The 21722-nt window shown below is 70.9% G+C and carries 22 protein-coding genes; 10 read left to right on the top strand and 12 right to left on the bottom strand.

Going from position 1 to position 21722, the window contains the following annotated elements; all coding sequences use genetic code 11:
* Positions 1-317 (bottom strand): biotin/lipoyl-containing protein (locus ACPA54_RS18985; protein WP_423531314.1); only part of this gene is annotated, 317 nt, incomplete at its 3' end.
* 51 nt (positions 318-368) lie between these two features.
* Entirely contained in the window at positions 369-1757 is a 1389-nt protein-coding gene (gene lpdA / locus ACPA54_RS18990) for a dihydrolipoyl dehydrogenase (protein WP_345674627.1), read from the bottom strand.
* Between the two features lie 204 nt (positions 1758-1961).
* On the opposite strand from lpdA, the gene ACPA54_RS18995 reads away from it, so the two are divergent.
* Positions 1962-2291, top strand: coding sequence for a hypothetical protein (locus ACPA54_RS18995; protein ID WP_423531316.1), 330 nt, complete (start codon positions 1962-1964; stop codon positions 2289-2291).
* A gap of 121 nt (positions 2292-2412) precedes the next feature.
* Here the strand turns inward: ACPA54_RS18995 and ACPA54_RS19000 are convergent, their stop codons facing one another.
* From ACPA54_RS19000 to ACPA54_RS19015, 4 genes are all read right to left on the bottom strand, one after another.
* Positions 2413-3921 carry a leucyl aminopeptidase gene (locus tag ACPA54_RS19000; protein ID WP_423531318.1) on the bottom strand — a complete coding sequence of 503 codons (1509 nt, stop codon included), beginning with the start codon at positions 3919-3921 and terminating at the stop codon, positions 2413-2415.
* A gap of 168 nt (positions 3922-4089) precedes the next feature.
* Positions 4090-4875, bottom strand: coding sequence for an adenosylcobinamide-GDP ribazoletransferase (locus ACPA54_RS19005; RefSeq protein WP_423531320.1), 786 nt, complete (start codon positions 4873-4875; stop codon positions 4090-4092).
* Positions 4872-6011, bottom strand: a complete 1140-nt coding sequence (gene cobT, locus ACPA54_RS19010) for a nicotinate-nucleotide--dimethylbenzimidazole phosphoribosyltransferase (RefSeq protein ID WP_423531322.1) — start codon at positions 6009-6011, stop codon at positions 4872-4874. Before cobT ends, ACPA54_RS19005 begins: the two co-directional genes overlap by 4 nt.
* Before the next feature lie 22 nt (positions 6012-6033).
* Entirely contained in the window at positions 6034-7344 is a 1311-nt protein-coding gene (locus tag ACPA54_RS19015; protein ID WP_423531324.1) for a bifunctional adenosylcobinamide kinase/adenosylcobinamide-phosphate guanylyltransferase, read from the bottom strand.
* A gap of 187 nt (positions 7345-7531) precedes the next feature.
* Here ACPA54_RS19015 and ACPA54_RS19020 point away from each other — a divergent pair, with 187 nt between their 5' ends.
* A complete protein-coding gene (locus ACPA54_RS19020; RefSeq protein ID WP_345674603.1) occupies positions 7532-7735 on the top strand; it encodes a hypothetical protein in 204 nt (67 codons plus the stop codon).
* Between the two features lie 124 nt (positions 7736-7859).
* Here ACPA54_RS19020 and ACPA54_RS19025 read toward each other — a convergent pair whose 3' ends face one another.
* From ACPA54_RS19025 to ACPA54_RS19035, 3 genes are all read right to left on the bottom strand, one after another.
* Positions 7860-8858 (bottom strand): aldo/keto reductase family protein, encoded by a 999-nt coding sequence (locus ACPA54_RS19025; protein WP_423531326.1) that lies wholly within the window; start codon positions 8856-8858, stop codon positions 7860-7862.
* 30 nt (positions 8859-8888) lie between these two features.
* Entirely contained in the window at positions 8889-9680 is a 792-nt protein-coding gene (locus ACPA54_RS19030; RefSeq protein ID WP_423531328.1) for a class I SAM-dependent methyltransferase, read from the bottom strand.
* A gap of 63 nt (positions 9681-9743) precedes the next feature.
* On the bottom strand, positions 9744-10334 hold the full coding sequence (locus ACPA54_RS19035) for a DUF3043 domain-containing protein (RefSeq protein ID WP_423531330.1): 591 nt from the start codon (positions 10332-10334) through the stop codon (positions 9744-9746).
* Positions 10335-10592: 258 nt separating this feature from the next.
* Here ACPA54_RS19035 and ACPA54_RS19040 point away from each other — a divergent pair, with 258 nt between their 5' ends.
* Together ACPA54_RS19040 and pspAA are read left to right on the top strand one after the other, a co-directional pair.
* Entirely contained in the window at positions 10593-11432 is an 840-nt protein-coding gene (locus ACPA54_RS19040) for a PspA/IM30 family protein (RefSeq protein ID WP_423531332.1), read from the top strand.
* Positions 11433-11434: 2 nt separating this feature from the next.
* Positions 11435-11713 carry a PspA-associated protein PspAA gene (gene pspAA, locus ACPA54_RS19045; RefSeq protein WP_423531334.1) on the top strand — a complete coding sequence of 93 codons (279 nt, stop codon included), beginning with the start codon at positions 11435-11437 and terminating at the stop codon, positions 11711-11713.
* 119 nt (positions 11714-11832) lie between these two features.
* Here the strand turns inward: pspAA and nadA are convergent, their stop codons facing one another.
* Positions 11833-13026, bottom strand: coding sequence for a quinolinate synthase NadA (gene nadA / locus ACPA54_RS19050; RefSeq protein WP_423531335.1), 1194 nt, complete (start codon positions 13024-13026; stop codon positions 11833-11835).
* Positions 13027-13256: 230 nt separating this feature from the next.
* On the opposite strand from nadA, the gene ACPA54_RS19055 reads away from it, so the two are divergent.
* A complete protein-coding gene (locus tag ACPA54_RS19055) occupies positions 13257-13607 on the top strand; it encodes a HesB/IscA family protein (protein WP_423531337.1) in 351 nt (116 codons plus the stop codon).
* Positions 13608-13763: 156 nt separating this feature from the next.
* On the opposite strand, the gene ACPA54_RS19060 is transcribed toward ACPA54_RS19055, so the two are convergent.
* On the bottom strand, positions 13764-13982 hold the full coding sequence (locus tag ACPA54_RS19060) for a hypothetical protein (RefSeq protein ID WP_423531338.1): 219 nt from the start codon (positions 13980-13982) through the stop codon (positions 13764-13766).
* 241 nt (positions 13983-14223) lie between these two features.
* Between ACPA54_RS19060 and ACPA54_RS19065 the strand changes: the two genes are divergently transcribed.
* Positions 14224-15204, top strand: a complete 981-nt coding sequence (locus ACPA54_RS19065; RefSeq protein ID WP_423531339.1) for a carbohydrate kinase family protein — start codon at positions 14224-14226, stop codon at positions 15202-15204.
* A gap of 55 nt (positions 15205-15259) precedes the next feature.
* Here the strand turns inward: ACPA54_RS19065 and ACPA54_RS19070 are convergent, their stop codons facing one another.
* On the bottom strand, positions 15260-16672 hold the full coding sequence (locus ACPA54_RS19070; protein ID WP_423531341.1) for a cysteine desulfurase/sulfurtransferase TusA family protein: 1413 nt from the start codon (positions 16670-16672) through the stop codon (positions 15260-15262).
* A gap of 234 nt (positions 16673-16906) precedes the next feature.
* Between ACPA54_RS19070 and ctaC the strand changes: the two genes are divergently transcribed.
* From ctaC to ACPA54_RS19090, 4 genes are all read left to right on the top strand, one after another.
* Positions 16907-17794: an aa3-type cytochrome oxidase subunit II gene (gene ctaC / locus ACPA54_RS19075; protein WP_345674592.1), complete on the top strand. Its 888-nt coding sequence runs from the start codon at positions 16907-16909 to the stop codon at positions 17792-17794.
* On the top strand, positions 17791-19503 hold the full coding sequence (gene ctaD, locus ACPA54_RS19080; protein WP_345674591.1) for an aa3-type cytochrome oxidase subunit I: 1713 nt from the start codon (positions 17791-17793) through the stop codon (positions 19501-19503). The genes ctaC and ctaD overlap by 4 nt, the downstream gene beginning before the upstream one ends.
* A complete protein-coding gene (locus ACPA54_RS19085) occupies positions 19500-19898 on the top strand; it encodes a cytochrome c oxidase subunit 4 (protein ID WP_345674590.1) in 399 nt (132 codons plus the stop codon). Before ctaD ends, ACPA54_RS19085 begins: the two co-directional genes overlap by 4 nt.
* A 308-nt stretch (positions 19899-20206) precedes the next feature.
* On the top strand, positions 20207-21493 hold the full coding sequence (locus tag ACPA54_RS19090) for a L,D-transpeptidase (RefSeq protein ID WP_423531344.1): 1287 nt from the start codon (positions 20207-20209) through the stop codon (positions 21491-21493).
* The last annotated feature ends 229 nt before the right edge of the window (positions 21494-21722 follow it).

Consider the following 21722-nt stretch of genomic DNA (forward strand, 5'->3'; position numbering starts at 1 on the left):
GCCGGAGCCGGCGCGGCGGCCTGCGCGGGTGCCGCGGCAGGCTCGGCGGCGGGGGCCGCCGGGGCCGGGGCGGCACCGGTGCCGTCGTCGATGATCGCGAGTTCGGCGCCCACCTCGACGGTGTCGTCCTCGGCCGCCTTGATCGACACGAGGATGCCGGAGGCCGGCGCGGGGATCTCGGTGTCGACCTTGTCGGTCGAGACCTCGAGGAGCGGCTCGTCCATCTCGACGCGCTCACCCTCCCGCTTGAGCCAGCGGGTGATGATGCCCTCCTGCACGCTCTCGCCGAGCGCGGGCAGTGTTACAGAGACCGGCATGGGGTCAGTGACTCCTTCGTACGCTTCCGGGCAAGTGACAGCAGGGGCGCGTCAGTCGTGCACGTGCAACGGCTTGCCGGCGAGCGCCAGGTGCGCTTCGCCGATCGCCTCGGACTGGGACGGGTGGGGGTGGATGAGCTGCGCGACCTCGGACGGCAGCGCTTCCCAGTTGTAGATCAGCTGGGCTTCGGCGACCAGCTCGCCCATGCGGGCGCCGACCATGTGGATGCCCACGACCGGGCCGTCCTTGACCGACACGACCTTGACGGAACCCGCCGTCTTGAGGATCTGCGACTTGCCGTTGCCGCCGAGGTTGTAGTCGATCAGGGCGACCTTGTCGGAGCCGTAACGCTCGACGGCCTGCGCCTGGGTCAGACCCACGGACGCGACCTCCGGGTCGCAGTACGTCACGCGCGGCACGCCCGCGTAGTCGATCGGCGCGACCCGCAGGCCCGCGAGGCGCTCGGCGACGAGGATGCCCTCGCCGAAGCCGACGTGCGCGAGCTGCAGGGTCGGGATGAGGTCGCCGACCGCCGAGATGGTGGGCACGTTGGTCTGGCAGTATTCGTCGACCAGGACGTAGCCGCGGTCCATCGCGACGCCGGCCTCTTCGTAGCCGAGCCCGGCCGAGACCGGTCCGCGGCCGACCGCGACGAGCAGCAGCTCCGCCTCGACCTGCTTGCCGTTCTCCAGCGAGACCCGCACGCCGGCGTCGGTGTACTCGACGCCGCTGAACCGCGAGCCCAGCTCGAACTTGATGCCGCGCTTGCGGAACGCGCGCTCCAGCAGCTTGCTGCTGCTCTCGTCCTCGACCGGGACCAGGTGCGGCAGGGCTTCGACGATGGTCACGTCGACACCGAACGACTTCCAGGCGCTGGCGAACTCCACGCCGATGACGCCGCCGCCGAGGATCACCGCGGACGCGGGCACGCGGTCCAGGACCAGCGCGTGCTCGCTGCTGATGATCCGGTTGCCGTCGATCTGCAGGCCGGGCAGCGACTTGGGCACCGAGCCGGTGGCCAGCACCACGTGCCGGCCTTCGTAGCGGACGCCGCCCACCTCGACCGCGGTCGGCGAGACCAGTCGGCCGTCGCCCTCGACCACGGTGATGCCGCGGCTCGCGATGAGTCCGGTCAGGCCCTTGAACAGGCGCGAGACCACGCCGTCCTTGTACTTGTGCACGGCCGCGATGTCGATGCCTTCGAAGACCGACTTCACGCCGAACTGGGCGCTTTCGCGGGTCTGGTCGGCCACCTCGCCGGCGTGCAGGAGGGCCTTGGTCGGGATACAGCCCTGATGGAGGCAAGTCCCGCCCAGCTTGCCCTTCTCGATCAGCGCCACCCGCATGCCGAGTTCGGCGGCCCGGAGGGCGCAGGCATAGCCGCCGCTTCCGCCTCCGAGGATCACTACGTCGAAAACGGCTCCGGCGTCGTTCGCCACTGTCACGTCCTCCTGCTGGATTTGCGTGTGCTCACCCGACGGGTACTGCCGGGTAGCACCCCCTTCTTGTGGAAGGTTCCAAGTGCCGGTACAACATCCTCCCACTTGTTGTCGGGAGGCGGGCACCTCGGGTACGCACGGCACGTTGGTCTGCTGTGTCGACTGCGCCACATGCCCGCCGGCGAAACAGATAGGGGACCGTACGTGGGACTGTTCCGACGCATCTCGCGCGGAGGCGGAGCCGCAGGCCGACGGGGCGCGCGCGGCGAGGCGGCGGCGGCCGCCGACCACCTCGCGGAGTTCGCCCGCAGCCGCCGGGGCGTCGAGGCGTACCTGGAGCCCACCACCACGGTCAGCGGCACCACGGTCGTGCTCGTCGCGGATACCGGCGAATGGACCCGGCGCCGGATCGCCGACGCCGCGGCCGGGGCGTCGCTGGCCCGCAAGCTCGGAATACCGCTGTACGAGGCCGGGATCGTCGGCTACCCGCAGCGGATGCGCGAGTGGACGCAGAAGAACCGCAGCGGAAAATGACCGGGCCGGGGGTGCGGAAAACGCACCCCCGGCCCGCGCATACCGTCAGTCCGGCCGAGCGGCCGGCCCGGGCGACCAAGGCGACCAGGACGACCGCGACGGCTCGGACAGCCGGGACGGCTCAGATGGTGCCGTCCGCCACGTCCGCGGCGACCTGCACGAGCGTGCGCACCGCGCAGCCGGTGCCGCCCTTCGCGGTGTAGCCGGACACCTCGCCCTCGTTGTACGCAGGGCCCGCGATGTCCAGGTGCGCCCACGAGACGCCCTCGGCGACGAACTCGCGCAGGAACACGCCCGCCGACAGCGCGCCGCCCATGCGCTCGCCGATGTTCTTCAGGTCGGCGATCGGCGAGTCCAGCGTGCGGCGCAGCTCGGCCGGGGTCGGCATCGGCCACGACGGCTCGCCGGTGCGCTCGGCGGCGTCGTGCACCGCGGAACGGAACTCGTCGTCGTTGGCGACGATGCCGAAGGTCTTGTTGCCGAGGGCGACCATCATCGCGCCGGTCAGCGTCGCGACGTCGATCAGCTTCTCCGGGCCCTCCTCGCACGCGCGGGTGATCGCGTCGGCGAGGACCAGACGGCCTTCGGCGTCGGTGTTGAGGACCTCGACGGTGCGGCCGCCGTACATGCGCAGCACGTCGCCGGGACGGGTGGCGGTGCCCGACGGCATGTTCTCCGCCAGCGCCAGCCAGCCGGTGACGTTGACCTGGAGGCCCAGGCGGGCGATCGCGATCATCGCGCCGAGGACCGCGCCCGCGCCGGCCATGTCCATCTTCATGGTCTCGTTGGCGCCCGCCGGCTTGAGCGAGATGCCGCCCGAGTCGTAGGTGATGCCCTTGCCGACCAGCGCGATGCTGCGCTTGGCCTTCGGGTGCGTGTAGCCGAGGCGCACCAGGCGCGGGGGCTTCGCGGAGCCCTGGCCGACGCCGAGGATGCCGCCGTAGGCGCCCTTGGCGAGGGCCTTCTCGTCGGTCACCTCGACCTTGAACCCGAAGTTCTTGCCGGCGTCGACCGCGATCGCCGCGAAGGTCTTCGGGTCGAGGTCGTTGGAGGGGGTGTTGACCAGGTCACGGGTCTTGTTGACGCTCTCCGCGACGACCTGGCCGCGCTCGAACGCGGCCTTCACGGCCTTGTCGCGGGCTTTCGCGCCGACCAGCACGAGGTCCTTGACCGGGTCCTTGCGGCCCTCGCGCGAGTTCACGCGGTACGCCTCGAAGGTGTACGCGCCGAGCAGCGCGCCCTGGGCGACGGCCTCGACGTCCTGCGGACCGGCGTACGGCAGCGCGAGGGCGACCTTCTTCAGACCGGCCGCGGCACGGGCCGCGTTGCCGCCCGCCTTGCGCAGCGTCTCGGCGCCGAAGCCCTCCTCGGGCTCCTCGCCCAGGCCGAGCGCGATGACCAGCGGCGCCTTGAGTGCCGCGCCGGCCGCGGGAATCCGGGTCGTCTCGCCCTCCGCGCCGGTCGCGCCCAGCGCGGTGAGGACCGAGGCCAGCGAGCCGTCGAACGCGGCCTCGACGCCGTCGCCGCCCGCGGCGACGACCGGGCCGTCGGCGCCCTTGGCCAGACCGATGACGATGGCGTCGGCGCGGAGCGTCGCCGCCGAGCTGGTGCTCAGGCTCAGTGTGGTCACAAGTGTCCTGTTCTGTTCTCGTCGTAAATTCGCGTCGATGTTCTCGGCGGAATTGCCTGTCCGGAACTGCGGTCCTGCCGGGTGTCGCAGGCGCGCTGAGGCACCGTCAGGGGACGCTGTACGTCCCGGTGTGTGCCCCCAGCATTACATGGGCGGGTTTGCCTTGTCTCAACCCGTGGACAGGACCACGAGCGCGGCCGCGGCGGCCGTCTCCGCAAGCGCGCCGAGCACATCGCCGGTAATGCCGCCGAACCGGCGAACGGTGTGGCGTAGCAAGGCCGTTGCCGCCAGGAGCCCGACCGCGACGGCGAGTGCGGCGCGCAGCGCGCCGAGATCGGTGGCGGCGCCCAGCCCTGCGGCGGCTCCGGTCAGCAGGACGGCGGTGCCCGCCGCCGCGGCCGGCGGCAGCGTCCCGGCGACCATCGCGCCGAGCCCGTCGGGGCGGGCGCTCGGCACCGCGCGCAGGCAGCCGATCCCGATCGCGGCCCGTCCGGTGACCACCGCGATCGCGAGTGCCGCGGCGGCTTCGGCTTGGCCGTGCCCGGCCGCTCGGGTGAGTGCGGCGGCCTGCACGAGCAGGGTGAACACCAAGGCCAGCACGCCGAACGGGCCGATGTCCGAGGCCTTCATGATGCGCAGCGCGTCCGGCGCGGGCTTGCCCGAGCCGAGGCCGTCGGCGACGTCGGCGAGCCCGTCGAGGTGCAGGCCGCGGGTGAGGAGCGCGAGCGACCCGAGCGCGAGCACCGCGGCGAGCAGTGCGCCGGTGCCCGCCCACAGCGCCAAGGCCTGGACGCCCGCGGCGAGTCCGGCCAGCACGGCGCCCACGAGCGGTGCCGCGGCCATCGCCCGACCGGCTACTTGCCGGTCCACATGCGGAAACCGGACGGGCAGGACGGACAGGGTGCCGAACGCCAAACGCAGTGCGTCGCCCGGCCCGGCCTCGCGAGCGGTCATTTCTCCAGCGAGATGTCCGGTGCGGCGGACGGGAGTTCGTCGGCGGCCGGAGCATCGTCGGCGGGCTTGGGCTCGTCCGCCACCGGTTCGGTCACCGGTTCGGCCACCGGCAGTTCTGCGGCGAGCCGGGCCGCGGCCTGGACGATCGGCAGGGCGAGCAGTGCGCCGGTGCCCTCGCCGTAGCGCAGCTTGTAGTCCAGCAGCGGTTCGAGGGCCATCCGGTCGAGGGCCTTGGCATGCGACGGCTCGGGCGTGACATGCCCGGCCAGCCACCAGTCCGGCGTCCGGTACGCCACGCGCTGCACGACCAGGCCGGCCGCCGCACTCGCGACGCCGTCCAGTACCACGGGGGTGCGCCGGATCGCGGCCTGGAGGAGGAAGCCGCTCATGGCGGCGAAGTCCGCGCCGCCGGACACCGCGAGCAGCCGCAGCGGGTCGCCGAGCACCGGTCGGGCCCGCCGCAGCGCGTCGCGGATGGCCGCGCACTTGCGGATCCACGTCGCGTCGTCGATGCCCGACCCGCGGCCGATCGCGGCCGCCGCGTCCGTACCGGTCAGCGCGCCGACGAGCACCGCGGCGACGGTCGTGTTGCCGACCCCGATGTCGCCGAGGAGCAGCAGGTCGGCGCCGCCGTCGATCTCCGCGTCGGCGATCTCCATGCCGGTGCGGAACGCCTGTTCGGCCTCCGCCGGAGTGAGCGCGTCCTGCCGGTCGATGCTGCCGCCGGCCTCCCGGACCCGGTGCTTGGCGACCGCGTCGGGCAGCGTCGCGGCGTCGGCGTCGACGGCCATGTCGACCACGCGCACGCCCGCGCCGAACTGCTCGGCGAGCAGCCCGACCGCGCCGCCGCCCGCCGCGGCGTCGCGCACCGCCTCGGCGGTGTGCCCGTACGGGTACACCGAGACCTCGCGCGCGGCCACCCCGTGGTCGCCCGCGAACACCACGACGCGCGGCCGTGCGATCGCCCGCACGGTCTCGCCGCCCTGGACGCCGGCCAGCCACACGGCGACGTCTTCCAGCCGCCCGAGGGCCCCGGCCGCGCCGGTCTGCTTCGGCAGCCGGGCCTTGAGCCGGGCACGCGCCTCGTCGTCGGGTCGTTCGACGAGCGCGGACAGGGAGTCGAGGTCGAGAGTCATCGCGGGCCAGCGTAGTGCGTGCTCAACTGCGGGCGTGCCGCGCCTTGCGGGGAAGTCCGCGCAAGGTCAGCACCTGGCCCGCGACCACCAGCAGCACCTCGTCGGACTCCTGCGCGATCGCCGCGTTCAACCGGCCGAGTTCGTCGCGGTACCGGCGGCCCGACGCGGTCGCCGGGACCACGCCGCTGCCGACCTCGTTGCTCACCGCGACCAGCGGCATGCGGCAGCCGCGCCACGCCTCGGCCAGCTCGTCGACGCGTTTGCGGACCGCGTCCCGGGCGCCGTTCGCCCAGGCGTCGTCGTCCCACGCGCCGCACTCGTCCATCACCGCGGTCAGCCACAGCGACAGGCAGTCGACCAGGAGCGGGGATTCCGCGGCGGCCAGCACGCCGGGCAGGTCCGTCGACTCGACGGTCGTCCAGCCCGCGGGACGCCGCTCGCGGTGCGTCGTGACGCGGTCGGCCCATTCGGCGTCGCCGTCGCGGGTACCGCCGGTCGCCACGTAGACGACGTCCGGGGCGGTCGCCAACCGCCGTTCGGCTTCGGCGGACTTGCCCGAGCGGGCGCCGCCGAGGACCAGCGTCCGGTGCGGGCGCGGCGGCTGCCGGTCGCTGTCCGTGCCAAGGCGCACCACGCCGCCGTCCGCGACGGCCCGCGCGCCCCACGCGGCGAGACGGCGCTGCAGCTCTTCGCCGGGCGGCGCGTCGTGCGACAGGTGCACGGCCAGGACGTCGGTGGCCTCGGTCACCGCGCCCTCGCGGCGCAGCGCGGCCAGGCGTTCGGGCCAGGTGACCACGTCCAACAGCACGGCGTCGTACGGGCGTCCGTCCGCCCATGCCTGCGCCGCGGCGGCCTCGGGGACCGGCGCCGAAGGTATGTAGAGCAGCCGGGCGCCTTCCGGCCCGGTCACCGCGTACGCCACCCGTCCCGGCGAACCGCCGGGCAGCACCCGCACATGGTGCGCGCCGAGGGTGAACTCCTCGCCGGCCGCCACGGTTTGCCACGGCGGCCCGCCCGCGGTCGGCGCGGGCAGCCCGGGCGGCGGACCCGACGGCGCGGCGACCGCCTCCAGCCCCGCGGCGGGCAACCACGCCAGCGGAGCCGACTCCGCGGGCCCGGTCAGCAGCAGGTGGCGCACGCCGGTCAGCGGCCGCGCCGCCCGCGCCGCGGCATGCGCCGGAGCCGGACCGCAATCGATCAGCAGCGATCCGTCGACGAGCACGGAACTGGGCTCGCGCACCGCGGAACCGGTGCAGCCCAGACAGGACGCACAAGTACAGAACGGCTGGGGCCAGCCCCGCGGGCCGGCCGTGCCGAGGAACGTCAATTCCATGGTGTGCTGCGCTACTCCCGAGCGTGTTGCGTTACGGAATGTCTGGAGGGTCTGTTTGGCCCCTCGGCGTCGTCAGTTGTCGGCTACTGTGCGGACCGTCGCGACGGTGCGGTGCGCGGTGATCCGCTTTGAACGCATCCGATCGGGTCCGCACGAACCCGGCAGGAACTGACTGAGGGAGCCGACGATGATGTGGCAGTGGCGGTACGAGAACGCGGACGGCACCCCGGTCCCCGGCCCCCAATCCGAGGAGTTCTCGAACCAGTCCGACGCGGAGAGCTGGCTCGGCGAGAACTGGCGCGACCTGCTCGACGCGGGCGTCGAACAAGTCAGCCTCCTGGAAGGCGACAACGTCGTCTACGCCGGCATGAGCCTGCGCGCCGCGCTCTGACCCGCGAAGACCACCAGGCCGCGGGACGCACATCGCGGCCCCCGCCGCGCGGACGGGGGCGGCCCGGGACTCCGGACCGCCCCCGCCGCACGCGGACCTTGCGGATCGCCGGGCCCGCGCGAGCCTACGGCCGCTCCGCCGGGCTGACCGTCCGCGCCGGGTCGCGCTGGACGAACGGCTCCAGGATCACGTCGATCTTGGACAGCAGCTCCTCCTCCAGCTTCACGCCCGCCGCCTTCACGTTCTCCGCGACCTGCTCCGGCCGCGACGCGCCGATGATCGCCGCCGACACGTTCGGGTTCTGCAGCACCCACGCGACCGCCAACTGCGCCATGGTCAGGCCCGCGTCGTCGGCCAGCGGACGCAGCGACTGCACCGCCGTCAGCAGGTCGTCGCCCATCATCCGGGAGATGAAGTCCTGGCCGCCCTTGGCGTCCGTGGCCCGCGAACCGGCCGGCGGCGGGTGCCCCGGACGGTACTTGCCGGACAGCACGCCCTGCGCGATCGGCGACCACACGATCTGCCCGAGCCCGAGCTCCTCCGACGCCGGCACGACCTCGGCCTCGATGACCCGCCACAGCATCGAGTACTGCGGCTGGTTCGAGATGAACGGGATCCGCAGCTCGCGCGCCAGGTCGGCACCTGCCCGGATCTGCTCCGCGTTCCACTCCGACACGCCGATGTACAGCGCCTTGCCCGACCGCACCACGTCGGCGAACGCCAGCATGGTCTCCTCGATCGGCGTCGAGTGGTCGAACCGGTGCGCCTGGTACAGGTCCACGTAGTCGGTGCCCAGCCGACGCAGCGACCCGTCGATCGACTCCATGATGTGCTTGCGCGACAGACCCCGGTCGTTGCGGCCCGGCCCGGTCGGCCAGTAGACCTTCGTGAAGATCTCCAGGCCCTCGCGCCGCTCGCCCTTCAGCGCCCGGCCCATCACCGACTCGGCACGCGTCTCCGCGTACACGTCGGCGGTGTCGAAAGTCGTGATGCCCGCGTCGAGGGCGGCACGCACGCACGCGAGCGCGGCCTCCTCCTCGACCTGGGAGCCGTGGGTCAGCCAGTTGCCGTACGCGATCTCGCTGATGACCAGACCGCTGCGGCCGAGGTGTCGGAATTCCATGCGCCCACCCTATGCCGGGCGGGCCGGAGTTCAGCGCACGGTCTTCTCGCCCACGACGTGCAGGACGCCCGCGATGGCCCGGTACGGGTCCGTGCGGCCGGCCTCTTCCTCGACCGCGATCAGGTTCTGCCACGCCTTGCCCTTGCGCGGCGGCGCCGGGTCGTCCGGACGCAGCGCGCTGAACACGCCGACGCCGTACCACGCCAGCATCGGCGCGCCGAGGTCGGCGAGCATCGTGGACAGGCCCTCGACGCTGTCCGTGCGGTTGCCTTCCGCGTTCCCCGAAGCGTTCGCGGCGACGGTGCGCGCGGCCAGCGCCTTGCGGGTCGCCGTCCACTCGCCCGCACTGCCCGGCCGCATCGGCGCGGCGGCACCGTTCGACGCGGTCACCGACAGCAGCCCGCCCGGATTCAGGATGCGGGCGAGCGCCGCGAGCATCCCGTCCGGCTCGGCCAGCCCGTCCACCACGCCGTGGCACAGCGCCAAGTCGAAGCTCCCCGGCGGGAAGTGCCGGCCGGCCTCGCTGCCGTCGCCTTCGACGAGCCGCAGCCGCGCCCGGACGTCGTCGGAGTCCGCGGCCATCTCGTCGTGCAGCGCGGTCAGCTGCAAGGTGTCCGTGCTGACCGCGGTCACCAGGTGTCCGGCACGCGCCAGCAGCAGCGACGGCGTGGCGGGCCCGCAGCCCACGTCGAGGACCTTCAGCGGGCCGCGCTCACGCAGCCGGACCAAGTGCTCGGCGAGCTGCCGCGAGGCGATCTCGCGCTGCACCTGGGTGTGCAGATCCATGGGCCAGGTGGTCGCCTCGTGCAGGGCGGTGGACATGCTGCTCCGTTGTCGGGGGACGGGGGACACAGCGGAGCCGCGCGGGACCGGCGCGGCTGCGCGTCAGGGCTTCTCGCCCCGGGCCACCTGCGGCTTGGGCAGGCGCAGGCGGCGCATCTGCAGCGACCGCATCAGCGCGTACGGCGTGCAGCCCTTCAGGTTCGCGTCCGGGAAGCGCTCGCGCAGCTGCTTCTTGAGCGTGTAGTTCAGCCGGATCGAGTCCAGGACGATCAGCGCGATCGCCGCGGCCCACCCGAGCAGCGACACGTTCTTCAGCGTCGTGCTCGGCATGATGCTCAGGATCAGGATCAGCACGGCCGACGGCAGGAAGAACTCGGCGGCGGTGAACCGCGAGTCGACGAAGTCGCGGCAGAACCGGCGCAGCGGGCCCTTGTCGCGCAGCGGCAGGCCCCTCTCGTCGCCGGTGATCAGCGCCTGGCGCTGCGCCTCGCGGTCCTCGCGGGCCCGCTGCCGGGCGACCCGGGTGGCCTCTTTGCGGCCCTTGGGCGGGGTGACGCGCGTCTTGCGGTTGGCCTGGGCCTCGCTGCGCTTGGGCGTGGGGCGGCCCTTCGGGGCCTCGGGTCCGCGGACATCCTCGACGGACTCGGCCGTCTCTTCGGGTGCGGACTCTGCCTGGGAACGACGTCTGAACACGCCTCCAGCCTACGTGCTGGGGCAAGCGGCCCGGACCGGCCCCGGCCCTGTGCAGCCGGGCCGGTCTTCCGGGGGTGCGGGGGCGGGTCGGCGGCGGGTCCGGCGGCACCTTCCGCCGGTCTCGTTCGTTCTCCGACGGAGAAGCGGGCACGGCAGGTGATGGACTGCCCTCCTGCCGGAAGGTCCTTTGGCCATTTAGGCTGGCTACAGCGCATTGGCTTGCCTACGAAGGGGGCGCGCAGGGTCATGACCGGCGTTATGAAGCGGATGGCAATGATCTTCCGCGCAAAAGCCAACAAAACGCTCGACAAGTACGAGGATCCGCGCGAGATGCTGGATTACTCGTACACGAAGCAGCTCGAGCTGCTGCAGAAGGTGCGCCGCGGTGTCGCCGACGTCGCCACCTCCCGCAAGCGGCTGGAGCTGCAGCTCCAGCAACTGGAGCGACAGGCGGCCAAGCACGAGGACCAGGGCCGCAAGGCGCTCTCCCTCGGCCGCGAAGACCTGGCCCGTGAGGCGCTGACCCGGCGCAGCGGCATCCAGCAGCAGATCACCGACCTGCGGGCGCAGTACGAGCAGCTTCAGTCGGAAGAGGAGAAGCTGACGCTCGCGTCGCAGCGGCTCCAGGCCCGGGTGGACGCGTTCCGGATCCGCAAGGAGACCATCAAGGCGACCTACACGGCGTCCGAGGCGCAGGCCAACATCGGCGGCGCGATCGCGGGCATCTCCGAGGAGATGTCCGACGTCGGCCTCGCCATGCAGCGCGCGGAGGACAAGACCGCGCAGATGCAGGCGCGGGCGGGCGCGATCGACGAGCTGCTCGCTTCCGGGGCGCTGGACGACCCGACGGGCATGACCAAGGACGACATCACCGCGGAGCTGGAGCGGCTGTCCAGCGGGTCGGACGTCGAGCTCGAACTCATGCGCATGAAGCAGGAGCTGGGTCAGGGCCCGGCGCCGCAGGCGATCGGCGGAGCACAGCAGGCCCCGGGCGGGCAGCAGGCGCTCGGTCCCGGCCAGTCGGGGCAGGTGCCCGACCCCGGGCAGCAGCAGGCCGACCCCCAGTACCACCCGCGATTCGAGAAGCACGGGGAGTAACCATGATTGTCCGGATCATGGGGGAGGGGCAGTACGAGGTCGCGGACGAGCGGGTCGCCGAGCTGAACAGCTACGACGACCGCATCGAGGCCGCGATCGCCGCGGACGACGAGACCGCGTTCCGGGATGCCCTGGCCGCGCTGCTCGACGCCGTCCGGGCGTCGGGCGCCGCGGTGCCGGACGACGTGATCGAACCGTCGCAGCTCATCCTGCCGCGCCCGGGCGCCGACGTGGACGAAGTGCGCGAGCTGCTGGGGGACGGGGGACTGATCCCGGGCTGACCCCGGTCGGAAAAGCGAACAGCCCGCGTATCCACGCGGGCTGTCGGCTATCTCCGGGGTCTTCGGGACTCTCCGGGCTTTCCGGGGTTCCCGGGTTTCCCGGGTTTTTCAGGGCGCGGTTACGGCAGCGCGAGCATCTGGTCGAGCGCCTGCTTCGCGTACTTCTCGGTGTCCGCGTCGACCTGGATGCGGTTGACGACCGTGCCGTCCACCAGCGACTCCAGCGCCCACACCAGGTGCGGCAGGTCGATGCGGTTCATCGTCGAGCAGAAGCACACGGTCTTGTCGAGGAAGACGATCTGCTTGTCCGGGTGCGCCTTGGCGAGCCGGCGGACCAGGTTCAGCTCGGTGCCGATCGCCCACGCGGAGCCGGGCTCGGCGGCGTCGAGGGCCTTGATGATGTACTCCGTCGACCCGACGTAGTCGGCCGCGGTGACCACCTCGTGCCGGCACTCGGGGTGCACGAGCACGTTGACGCCCGGGATGCGGTTGCGGACGTCCTCGACCGAGGCCAGGTCGAAGCGGCCGTGCACCGAGCAGTGGCCGCGCCACAGGATCATCTTCGCGGCGCGCAGCTGCTCCGCGGTGACCCCGCCGTTCGGCTTGTGCGGGTTGTAGACGACGCAGTCGTCGAGCGAGAAGCCCATCTCCAGCACGGCGGTGTTGCGGCCGAGGTGCTGGTCGGGCATGAACAGGACCTTCTCGCCCTGCTCGAAGGCCCACTCCAGGGCGCGCTTGGCGTTGGAGGAGGTGCATATGGTGCCGTTGTGGCGGCCGGTGAACGCCTTGATGTCGGCGGACGAGTTCATGTACGACACGGGCACGGTCACGTCGGCGACGCCCGCGTCGGCCAGCACGTCCCAGCACTCTTCGACCTGGTCGTAGGTCGCCATGTCGGCCATCGAGCAGCCCGCGGCCAGGTCCGGCAGGATCACCTGCTGGTGGTCCGCGGTGAGGATGTCCGCGCTCTCCGCCATGAAGTGCACGCCGCAGAAGACGATGTAGGGCGCGTCCGGCCGAGCCGCCGCCTCGCGCGCCAGCTTGAACGAGTCGCCGGTCACGTCGGCGAACTGGATGACCTCGTCCCGCTGGTAGTGGTGGCCCAGGATGAAGACCGAGTCGCCGAGCTTCTCCTTGGCCGCGCGGGCGCGCGCGACGAGCGTCGGGTCCGCCGGGCTCGGCAGGTCGCCGGGACATTCCACGCCGCGCTCGCTGTACGGGTCGGATCCGCGGCCGAGCAGCAGCAGGGCGAGCGGGGTCGCTTCGACGCCCGGAGGGAGGTCGAGGTCGTTGGTCGCGGTCACGTCGCACATCCTTTTCGTCTATCTGACGTTATGGATCCTACCTTCATTTCGTCGGATTGACGAGAGTCGGGGTCGGGTACGCGACGTGGGTCACAACGGATCGCCCCGACGGCCCGTCCCGATACGTCCTGCGGTATGCGACCATGAACGAATCGGGCCTGGAATAGAAACCAGGACACCGTTCGTTGCGGACGGTGATAGTCGTATCCAGCACCGAACCACCACGTGGGAGCTTCCAGATGACGGTCAAGGACGAGACCGCGACCACTGGCGTCATCCTCACCGATGAGGCCGCGGGCAAGGTCAAGGCCCTGCTTGAGCAGGAGGGGCGCGACGACCTCGCGCTGCGCGTCCAGGTGCAGCCGGGCGGCTGTTCCGGCATGCGCTACCAGCTGTACTTCGACGAGCGGGCGCTCGACGGCGACAGCGTCCAGGAGTTCGGCGGCGTGCGTGTCGTGACCGACCGCATGAGCGTTCCGTACCTGGGCGGCGCCACCATCGACTTCGTGGACACCATCGAGAAGCAGGGCTTCACGATCGACAACCCGAACGCGGCCGGCTCCTGCGCCTGCGGCGACTCCTTCAGCTGAGCCCGGTCCTACCGGGCCCGCGCGCCGCTCCGGCGGCCGACGCGAACGCCGATGCGGCGGCGACTCGAGAGAGTCGCCGCCGCATCGGCGTGTGTGCGTCCTGTCTGTGCGTCCGCCGCGCTCGGGCCGCGTGTGTGCGCCGGTCCGACGGCCGGGTCAGTCGCCGAATTCGGCGAGGCCCGCGACCAGCGCGGCGCCGCGCGGCGGGACCACGACCGCGGGGGCGGTGGTCGAGAACGGCGTCGTCGGCAGCGGCCTGGTCACATGCGGGGTCGTCCACGACACGTCGATGTGCGTGCAGTCGCCGCGGAGTTCGGCCATCGACTCGGCCTCGCTCCGGGGCGGCAGGAACGAGCGCACGGGGTCTGCGGACACGTCGGACTCCTCGGGACGTTTCGGTTGTTCCGGGCTTCTGGTCCCCACCCTAGGACGTACGCAGGGTGACGGCAGCATCTACCCATCGGTAGTTTCCGGCCACCGGTGTCCCGCCCCGCGCGGGGCGGGTACAAGCACCGGGTACTGCCATCGAGTACAACGAATACCGACAGACATGCCGTCCGCCGGCCGCCTCGCGGCCGCCCGTACGGCACCACCGCTCACCCCAGGAGCCCACGCCGTGCGCATCGCCGTGACGGGGTCGATTGCCACCGACCACCTGATGACCTTCCCCGGCCGCTTTGCGGACCAGCTCCTCCCCGAAGAGCTGCACCGGGTCTCGCTGTCGTTCCTCGTGGACACGCTCGACATCCGCCGCGGCGGATGCGCGCCCAACATCTGCTTCGGCATGGGCGTGCTCGGCCTGCGCCCGATCCTCGTCGGCGCGGCCGGCGCGGACTTCACCGACTACCGGTCCTGGCTCGACCGGCACCGCGTCGACACCCATTCGGTGCACATCTCCGAGACGCACCACACCGCGCGGTTCCTCTGCACCACCGACGAGGACCACAACCAGATCGCCTCCTTCTACACCGGCGCGATGAGCGAGGCCCGCGAGATCGAACTGCGCCCGGTCGCGGAGCGCATCGGCGGCCTCGACCTCGTGGTCATCGCGGCCAACGACCCCGAGGCGATGATCCGGCACAGCGAAGAGTGCCGCGAACGCGGCTACACCTTCGCCGCGGACCCCTCGCAGCAGCTCGCCCGGATGGGCAAGCACGACATCCGCAGCCTCGTCGACGGCGCCGCGTACCTCTTCACCAACGAGTACGAAGCCGCCCTCATCGAGGAGAAGACCGGCTGGTCCAACGAGGAGATCCTGGACCGGGTCGGCATCCGGGTCACCACGCTCGGCGCCGACGGCGTCCGCATCGACCGCCGCGGCGAGGAGACGATCCGGGTCGGCAGTTGCGAGGAGTACCGCAAGGCCGACCCGACCGGCGTCGGCGACGCGTTCCGGGCCGGCTTCCTCGCCGGCCTCACCTGGGACCTCGGCCTCGAGCGCGCCGCGCAGGTGGGCTGCATGCTCGCCACCCTGGTCATCGAGACGGTCGGCACCCAGGAGTACGCGCTGCGCCGCGACCCCTTCCTGGAGCGCTTCGCGAAGGCCTACGGCTTCGAGGCCGCGGAAGAGGTCGGGGCGCACCTCAAGGTCGCCTGACGGCAGAACGGTAGAACGGCAGAACAGCAGAGAAGACCGGGGCGGGCGCCCCGGGTCAGACCCGGCGGACGAGGTACGCGACTCCGCCGGGCTCGCCCGGGCGCTCGCCCAGGTACACATTCCCGGTCATCTCACACCACGCCGGCACGTCCAGCCGGGCCGCCTCGTCGTCGGACACCACCGCGACCACGCCGCCCTCGGGCACCTCGCCGATGTGCTTGGCCAGTTCGATGACCGGGATCGGGCAGCGGCGCCCCAAGGTGTCCAGCACCAGATCCGGCTCGCCCGCCGCCTCGTCGCGCACTCCTTCCGCCGCCGCATGACCGCCCGGGGCGGCCGACGGCACCCCGGTCACCGCGCGCAGGTCGGCGACGATCCCCGGCAGCACCGCGAGGAACCGGTCGACCTCCGCATCCGGCGTCCCCTGCGGCAGCGACACCCGGATGTTGCCCTGCGTCAACACCCCCATCGCCGCCAGGACATGACTGGGCGTCAGAGTCGACGACGTGCACGAGGAGCCGGACGACACGGCGAAACCCGCGCGGTCCAGCGCGTGCAGCAGCGCCTCGCCGTCCACGTACAAACAGGAAAACGTGACGATGTGCGGCAGCCGGTGCACCGGGTCCCCGACCACCTCGACATCCGGCACCGTCTCCGGGACCCGCGTGCGGATCCTGTCGACCAATGCGGACAGCCGCCGGTTCTCCGCGTCGTCGCCGGTGGCCACCGCACCCAGCGCGACCGCCGCGGCGACGATCGCGGGGACGTTCACGAAGCCCGGCACGCGGCGCGCTTCGCGCTCGTCGTACGGCAGCGGCGAGACATACCGGGTGCCCTTGCGCACCACCAGCAGGCCGACGCCGGCCGGGCCACCCCACTTGTGCGCGCTCGCGGCCAGCACCGACCACCCGTCCGGCACCGCGACACGCCCGACCGACTGGGCGGCGTCCACGACCAGCGGGATCCCCGCCGCGGCACACCGCTCCGCGACCTCGGACAGCGGCTGCAGCGTGCCGACTTCATGGTTGGCGCTTTGCACCGCGACGGCCGCGGTGTCGGGCCGCAGCGCCGCGGCGAGCGCCTCGACGTCGACCCGGCCCGTGCGATCGACCGGCGTCCGGGTGACCTCGCCGCCCTTCGCCTCGTGGAGTTCCGCGGCGTGCAGCACCGACGAGTGCTCGACCGCGCTGACTACCGCGTGCGCGCCGACCCGGCGCCGGCCGCCGAGCGTGCCGAGCAGCGCCAACTGGGCGGCCTGGGTACCCGATCCGGTGAACGACACCTCGTCCGGGCGAACCCCCAGCACGCTCGCCACGGTCTCCCGGGCGGCATCCAGAAGCACGCCCGCGCGGCGCCCGTCGTGGTACAGCCGCGCCGGATCGGCCCAGCCCTCGTCCATCGCGCTGAGGAAAGCCGCACGTGCGGCGGGGTGCAGAGGCTCGGCGGAAGCGGCGTCGAAGTAGCTCACACAAGCGACGTTAATGCGCCGCGGCATGGTGCCGAGCACCGGCGCCTTCACCCGTTCGGACGGTGTGTCACATTCCCGTTCTCCGCGACACCCGACCTCGGCGCGCGACCCGAATACCGCTCCAGTAGGGTTGCCCCGCAGAAACATCCAAACGTGCCTGTACGACGGTCGGCATCGGGGCGAAGTTCCCCCGCAGTGACCGCCTTATGGGCGAGACATTCGGGAAGGCGCTACGTGAGTCCCTACGGCTCCGACCGCTCGCCGCGGCGCTGGATGCGGCGCAGGGTGCCGCTGCTGCTGGCTCTGGGCCTCGTCACCGCGACCGCCACCGGCTGCTCCGTCGACTCCAAGGATCTGCCCAGACTGGGTCTGCCGTCGCCTGCCACCGAGCAGGGACACCGGGTTCTCTCCCTCTGGCAGGGCTCGTGGATCGCAGCACTGGCTGTCGGCGCTGTGGTGTGGGGGCTCATCCTGTGGAGCGTCGTGTTCCACCGCCGCAGTCGTACGAAGCAGGAGATCCCGCCGCAGACCCGGTACAACCTCCCCCTGGAGGTCCTGTACACGGTGATCCCCGGCATCATCATCGCGGTCTTCTTCTACTTCACCGCGCGTGACGAGACCAAGCTGCAAGAGACGACGAAGAAGACGGACCCGGCGTACACGCAGGTCAACGTCATCGAGGTCGTCGGTTACCAGTGGCAGTGGGCGTTCAACTACAAGGACGGCCCGATGAACAAGACCGGCGCGGTCTACGACATCGGTTCGACCAAGAACATTCCCACGCTCTGGCTTCCGCAGGGCCAGAAGGTTCAGTTCGAACTGAACTCGCCCGACGTGATCCACTCGTTCTGGGTGCCGGCGTTCCTCTACAAGCAGGACATCATCCCCGGCAAGACGAACAAGTTCGAAATCACGCCGGAGGTCCTCGGCGAGTACGACGGCAAGTGCGCGGAACTGTGCGGCGCCGACCACTCCCGGATGCTCTTCAAGGTGAAGATCGTGACGCCGGAGGAGTACCAGAAGCACCTGGCCGAGCTGAAGGTGGCCGGTCAGGACGGGGCGGTGCGCAGCAAGATCAACATGCCTGCCATCCCCGAGCACACCCCGGGAAGTGAGAAGTGACCATCCTCAACGAGCCGCAGGCCGCGGCGGTCGGCACAGCAGGGGTGCGTCGCAAGTCCCCCGGCAACGCCGTGGTCAAGTGGATGACGACCACCGACCACAAGACCATCGGCAGCCTGTACCTCATCACGTCGTTCGTCTTCTTCTGCATCGGCGGTGTGCTGGCGCTCTTCATGCGCGCCGAGCTGGCCCGTCCGGGTACGCAGATCATGTCGAACGAGCAGTTCAACCAAGCGTTCACGATGCACGGCACGATCATGCTGCTGATGTTCGCGACGCCGCTGTTCGCCGGTTTCACGAACTGGATCATGCCGCTGCAGATCGGCGCGCCCGACGTGGCGTTCCCGCGGCTGAACATGTTCGCCTACTGGCTCTACCTGTTCGGCTCGATCATCGCGGTGGCCGGCTTCCTCACCCCGCAGGGTGCGGCGGACTTCGGCTGGTTCGCGTACGCCCCGCTGTCGGACTCGGTCCGCTCGCCGGGCATCGGCGCCGACATGTGGATCATGGGCCTGGCGATGTCGGGCTTCGGCACCATCCTCGGTGCGGTCAACTTCATCACGACGATCATCGCGATGCGGGCGCCCGGCCTGACGATGTTCCGCATGTCGATCTTCTGCTGGAACGTCCTGCTGACCTCGATCCTGGTCCTCATGGCGTTCCCGGTCCTCGCGGCCGCGCTGTTCGCCCTGGAGGCGGACCGGAAGTTCGGCACCCATATCTTCGATCCGGCAAACGGCGGACCGATTTTGTGGCAGCACCTCTTCTGGTTCTTCGGCCATCCAGAGGTGTACATCATCGCCCTGCCGTTCTTCGGCATCGTCTCGGAAGTCATCCCGGTCTTCGCCCGCAAGCCGATGTTCGGCTACAAGGGTCTGATCGGCGCGACGATCGCGATCGCCGGCCTCTCGGTGACGGTGTGGGCGCACCACATGTTCGTGACCGGTTCGGTGATGCTGCCGTTCTTCTCGTTCATGACGTTCCTCATCGCGGTGCCCACCGGTGTGAAGTTCTTCAACTGGATCGGCACGATGTGGCGAGGGTCGCTGTCCTTCGAGACACCGATGCTCTGGACGATCGGCTTCCTGGTCACCTTCGTCTTCGGTGGTCTGACCGGCGTCATCCTCGCGTCGCCGCCGCTGGACTTCCACGTGTCCGACTCGTACTTCGTGGTGGCGCACTTCCACTACGTGGTGTTCGGCACCGTCGTGTTCGCGATGTTCGCCGGCTTCCACTTCTGGTGGCCGAAGTTCACCGGCAAGATGCTCGACGAGCGCCTCGGCAAGATCACGTTCTGGACGCTGTTCATCGGCTTCCACACGACGTTCCTCGTCCAGCACTGGCTGGGTGCCGAGGGCATGCCGCGCCGCTACGCCGACTACCTCGCGTCGGACGGCTTCACGTCGCTGAACATGGTCTCGACGATCGGCTCGTTCCTGCTCGGCCTGTCGATCCTGCCCTTCCTGTACAACGTGTGGAAGACGCACAAGTACGGCAAGAAGGTCACGGTGGACGACCCGTGGGGCTACGGCCGTTCGCTCGAATGGGCGACGTCCTGCCCGCCGCCGCGGCACAACTTCACCTCGATGCCGCGCATCCGTTCGGAATCCCCGGCGTTCGACCTCCACCACCCGGAGATCGCGGCCCTGGACTACCTGGGTGCCGAGCCGCAGGCCGCCGTGCAGGCGGGCAAGGAGAGTGAGCGGTGAAGTTCACCGGTGCACTGATGACGCTGGTCGCGCTCTTCCTTCTCCCGGTGACCATCATCTACTGGGTGCTGTCGGAAGACCCGACCGGAACGACCGCGCTGGCGCTGGCGTTCGGTCTGTCGATCATGATCGGCTACTACCTCTGGTTCACCGCGCGGCGTAGTGATCTGCTCCCGCAGGACAACGAGGACGGCGACGTCGCGGACGACGCCGGGGAACTGGGCTTCTTCAGCCCGCACAGCTGGGCTCCGCTGCAGCTCGCGGTCGGCGGCTCGCTGTTCTTCCTGGGCATCATCTTCGGCTGGTGGCTCTGCTTCTTCGCCGCGCCGCTCGTGGCCATCGGGCTCTTCGCCTGGGTCTTCGAGTACTACCGGGGCGAGAACCAGAACCAGTGACTCCGCGGGTCCCGCACCGCACGGTGCGGGACGCCGCAGCAGTTCGGCGAAGGCCGGTCACCCATGTGGGTGGCCGGCCTTCGGCGTTCGGGTCATTCTTGGACACATCGGACCTTGCCGCCGGGCTGCCGCCCGGCCGGAAGGCGGTGTGCCCGCGGGAGTTCCCGCCCAGGTCACAGACCATGCAGCCTGGTGTCACCGTTCTGTGACTGCGGAGGGATTCCTGCAACCTCTCTCGCTGACGCGACGTCAGAGAGAGTGCATAGGGAACGCAGCAGGTCTGCGCACGGGGAAGAGGGAGGGATCGCGTGCCCCGCATCACTGGAGCATCGCGTACAGGGGCCGCCAAATGGGCCGCGGGACTGCTGGTCGTGCCCCTGGTTCTGCTCACCGGATGTTCGTCCGGGGGCGGCAACGGGGGTTCGTCGGGCGGGGGCGGCGCGGCCGGGGGCTCGGGCGGTGACGGCAAGGGCGGGAAGGCGGCGCCGGCGGCGCTGAGCATCGCCCCGGCGGACGGCGCCAAGGCGGTCGAGACCGACGGCGCACTGACCGTCTCGGCGACCGCGGGCAAGGTGACGTCCGTGACGGTCACCGACCCGAAGGGCAAGGCGATCGAGGGTGCCACGTCGCCCGACGGCACCAAGTGGACGCCGAAGATCCCGCTGGAGAACGCCACCAAGTACAGCGTCGCGGCCAAGGCGGCCAACGCCGACGGGGCCGAGGTCACCGCGAACAGCAGCTTCACCACGATCTCGGCGGACAAGACCTTCGAGTACTCGTACCGGCCGGACACGGACGACGGCGGCAAGCTCGGTGTCGGCACCATCATCTCGATCAAGTTCAACAAGGCCATCAAGGACAAGGCCGCGGTCGAGAAGCACTTGAGCGTCACCGCCGAGCCCGCGGTCGAGGGCTCGTGGAGCTGGCTCGAAGACCTCGACGGCAGCATGCGCGTCGACTACCGGCCGAAGGAGTACTGGAAGCCGGGCACCAAGGTGACGTGGCGCGCGGACCTGGACGGCGCCAAGTCCGGTGACGGCACCTACGGCACGCAGAACCGCGGCGGCGAGTTCACCATCGGCGACTCGATCGTCGCCACCGCCGACCTGGCCGACAAGCACATGACGGTCAAGAAGAACGGCGAGGTGCTGTACAACCTCCCGATCTCCGCGGGCAGCAGCGAGAACCCGACGTGGACCGGCACCATGGTCGTCATGGACAAGGTCGACGGCATCGACATGAACTCCGAGACCGTCGGCCTGGGCAAGGCCTACATGATGACGGCCGTCCGGTACGCGGTGCACCTCACCACGTCCGGCACCTACACGCACGCCGCGCCGTGGAACGACGGCAAGTTCGGCAAGGTCAACGGCAGCCACGGCTGCGTCGGCATGAGCACCGAGGACGCCGGCAAGTTCTTCAAGGCCGTCGGCTTCGGCGATGTCGTCGAGGTCATCAACGGCACGGAGAAGAAGGTCAAGGCCGGCAACGGCTTCGGTGGCTGGAGCGTGGACTGGGACACCTGGGTCAAGGGCAGCGCGCTGAACGCCGCGGGCCCGGCGGGCGCGCCCAGCGCGGCGCCGGCCGCTCAGTAGGGCAGCAGCTCGGTCAGGCAGCAGCCGGGTCCCGTGGACGGGGCTCGAAGGCGGGGCCGTTCCCTTCGGGGAGCGGCCCTTCCGCTTGTTCCGGGTATGCCGGTTTTCCGGGCCCGGCGCAACCGCTCCCGCGCAATAGTGTGATTTTTCCGCCCGGACGGCCGCATCGGACGCTCACGCGCGGCGCCCCGGGGCGAAGCTGGTCGGGTCAACGACCGCGCAGCAAACC

The organism is Uniformispora flossi (assembly GCF_049534875.1).
Lineage (GTDB): Bacteria > Actinomycetota > Actinomycetes > Streptomycetales > Streptomycetaceae > Yinghuangia > Yinghuangia aomiensis.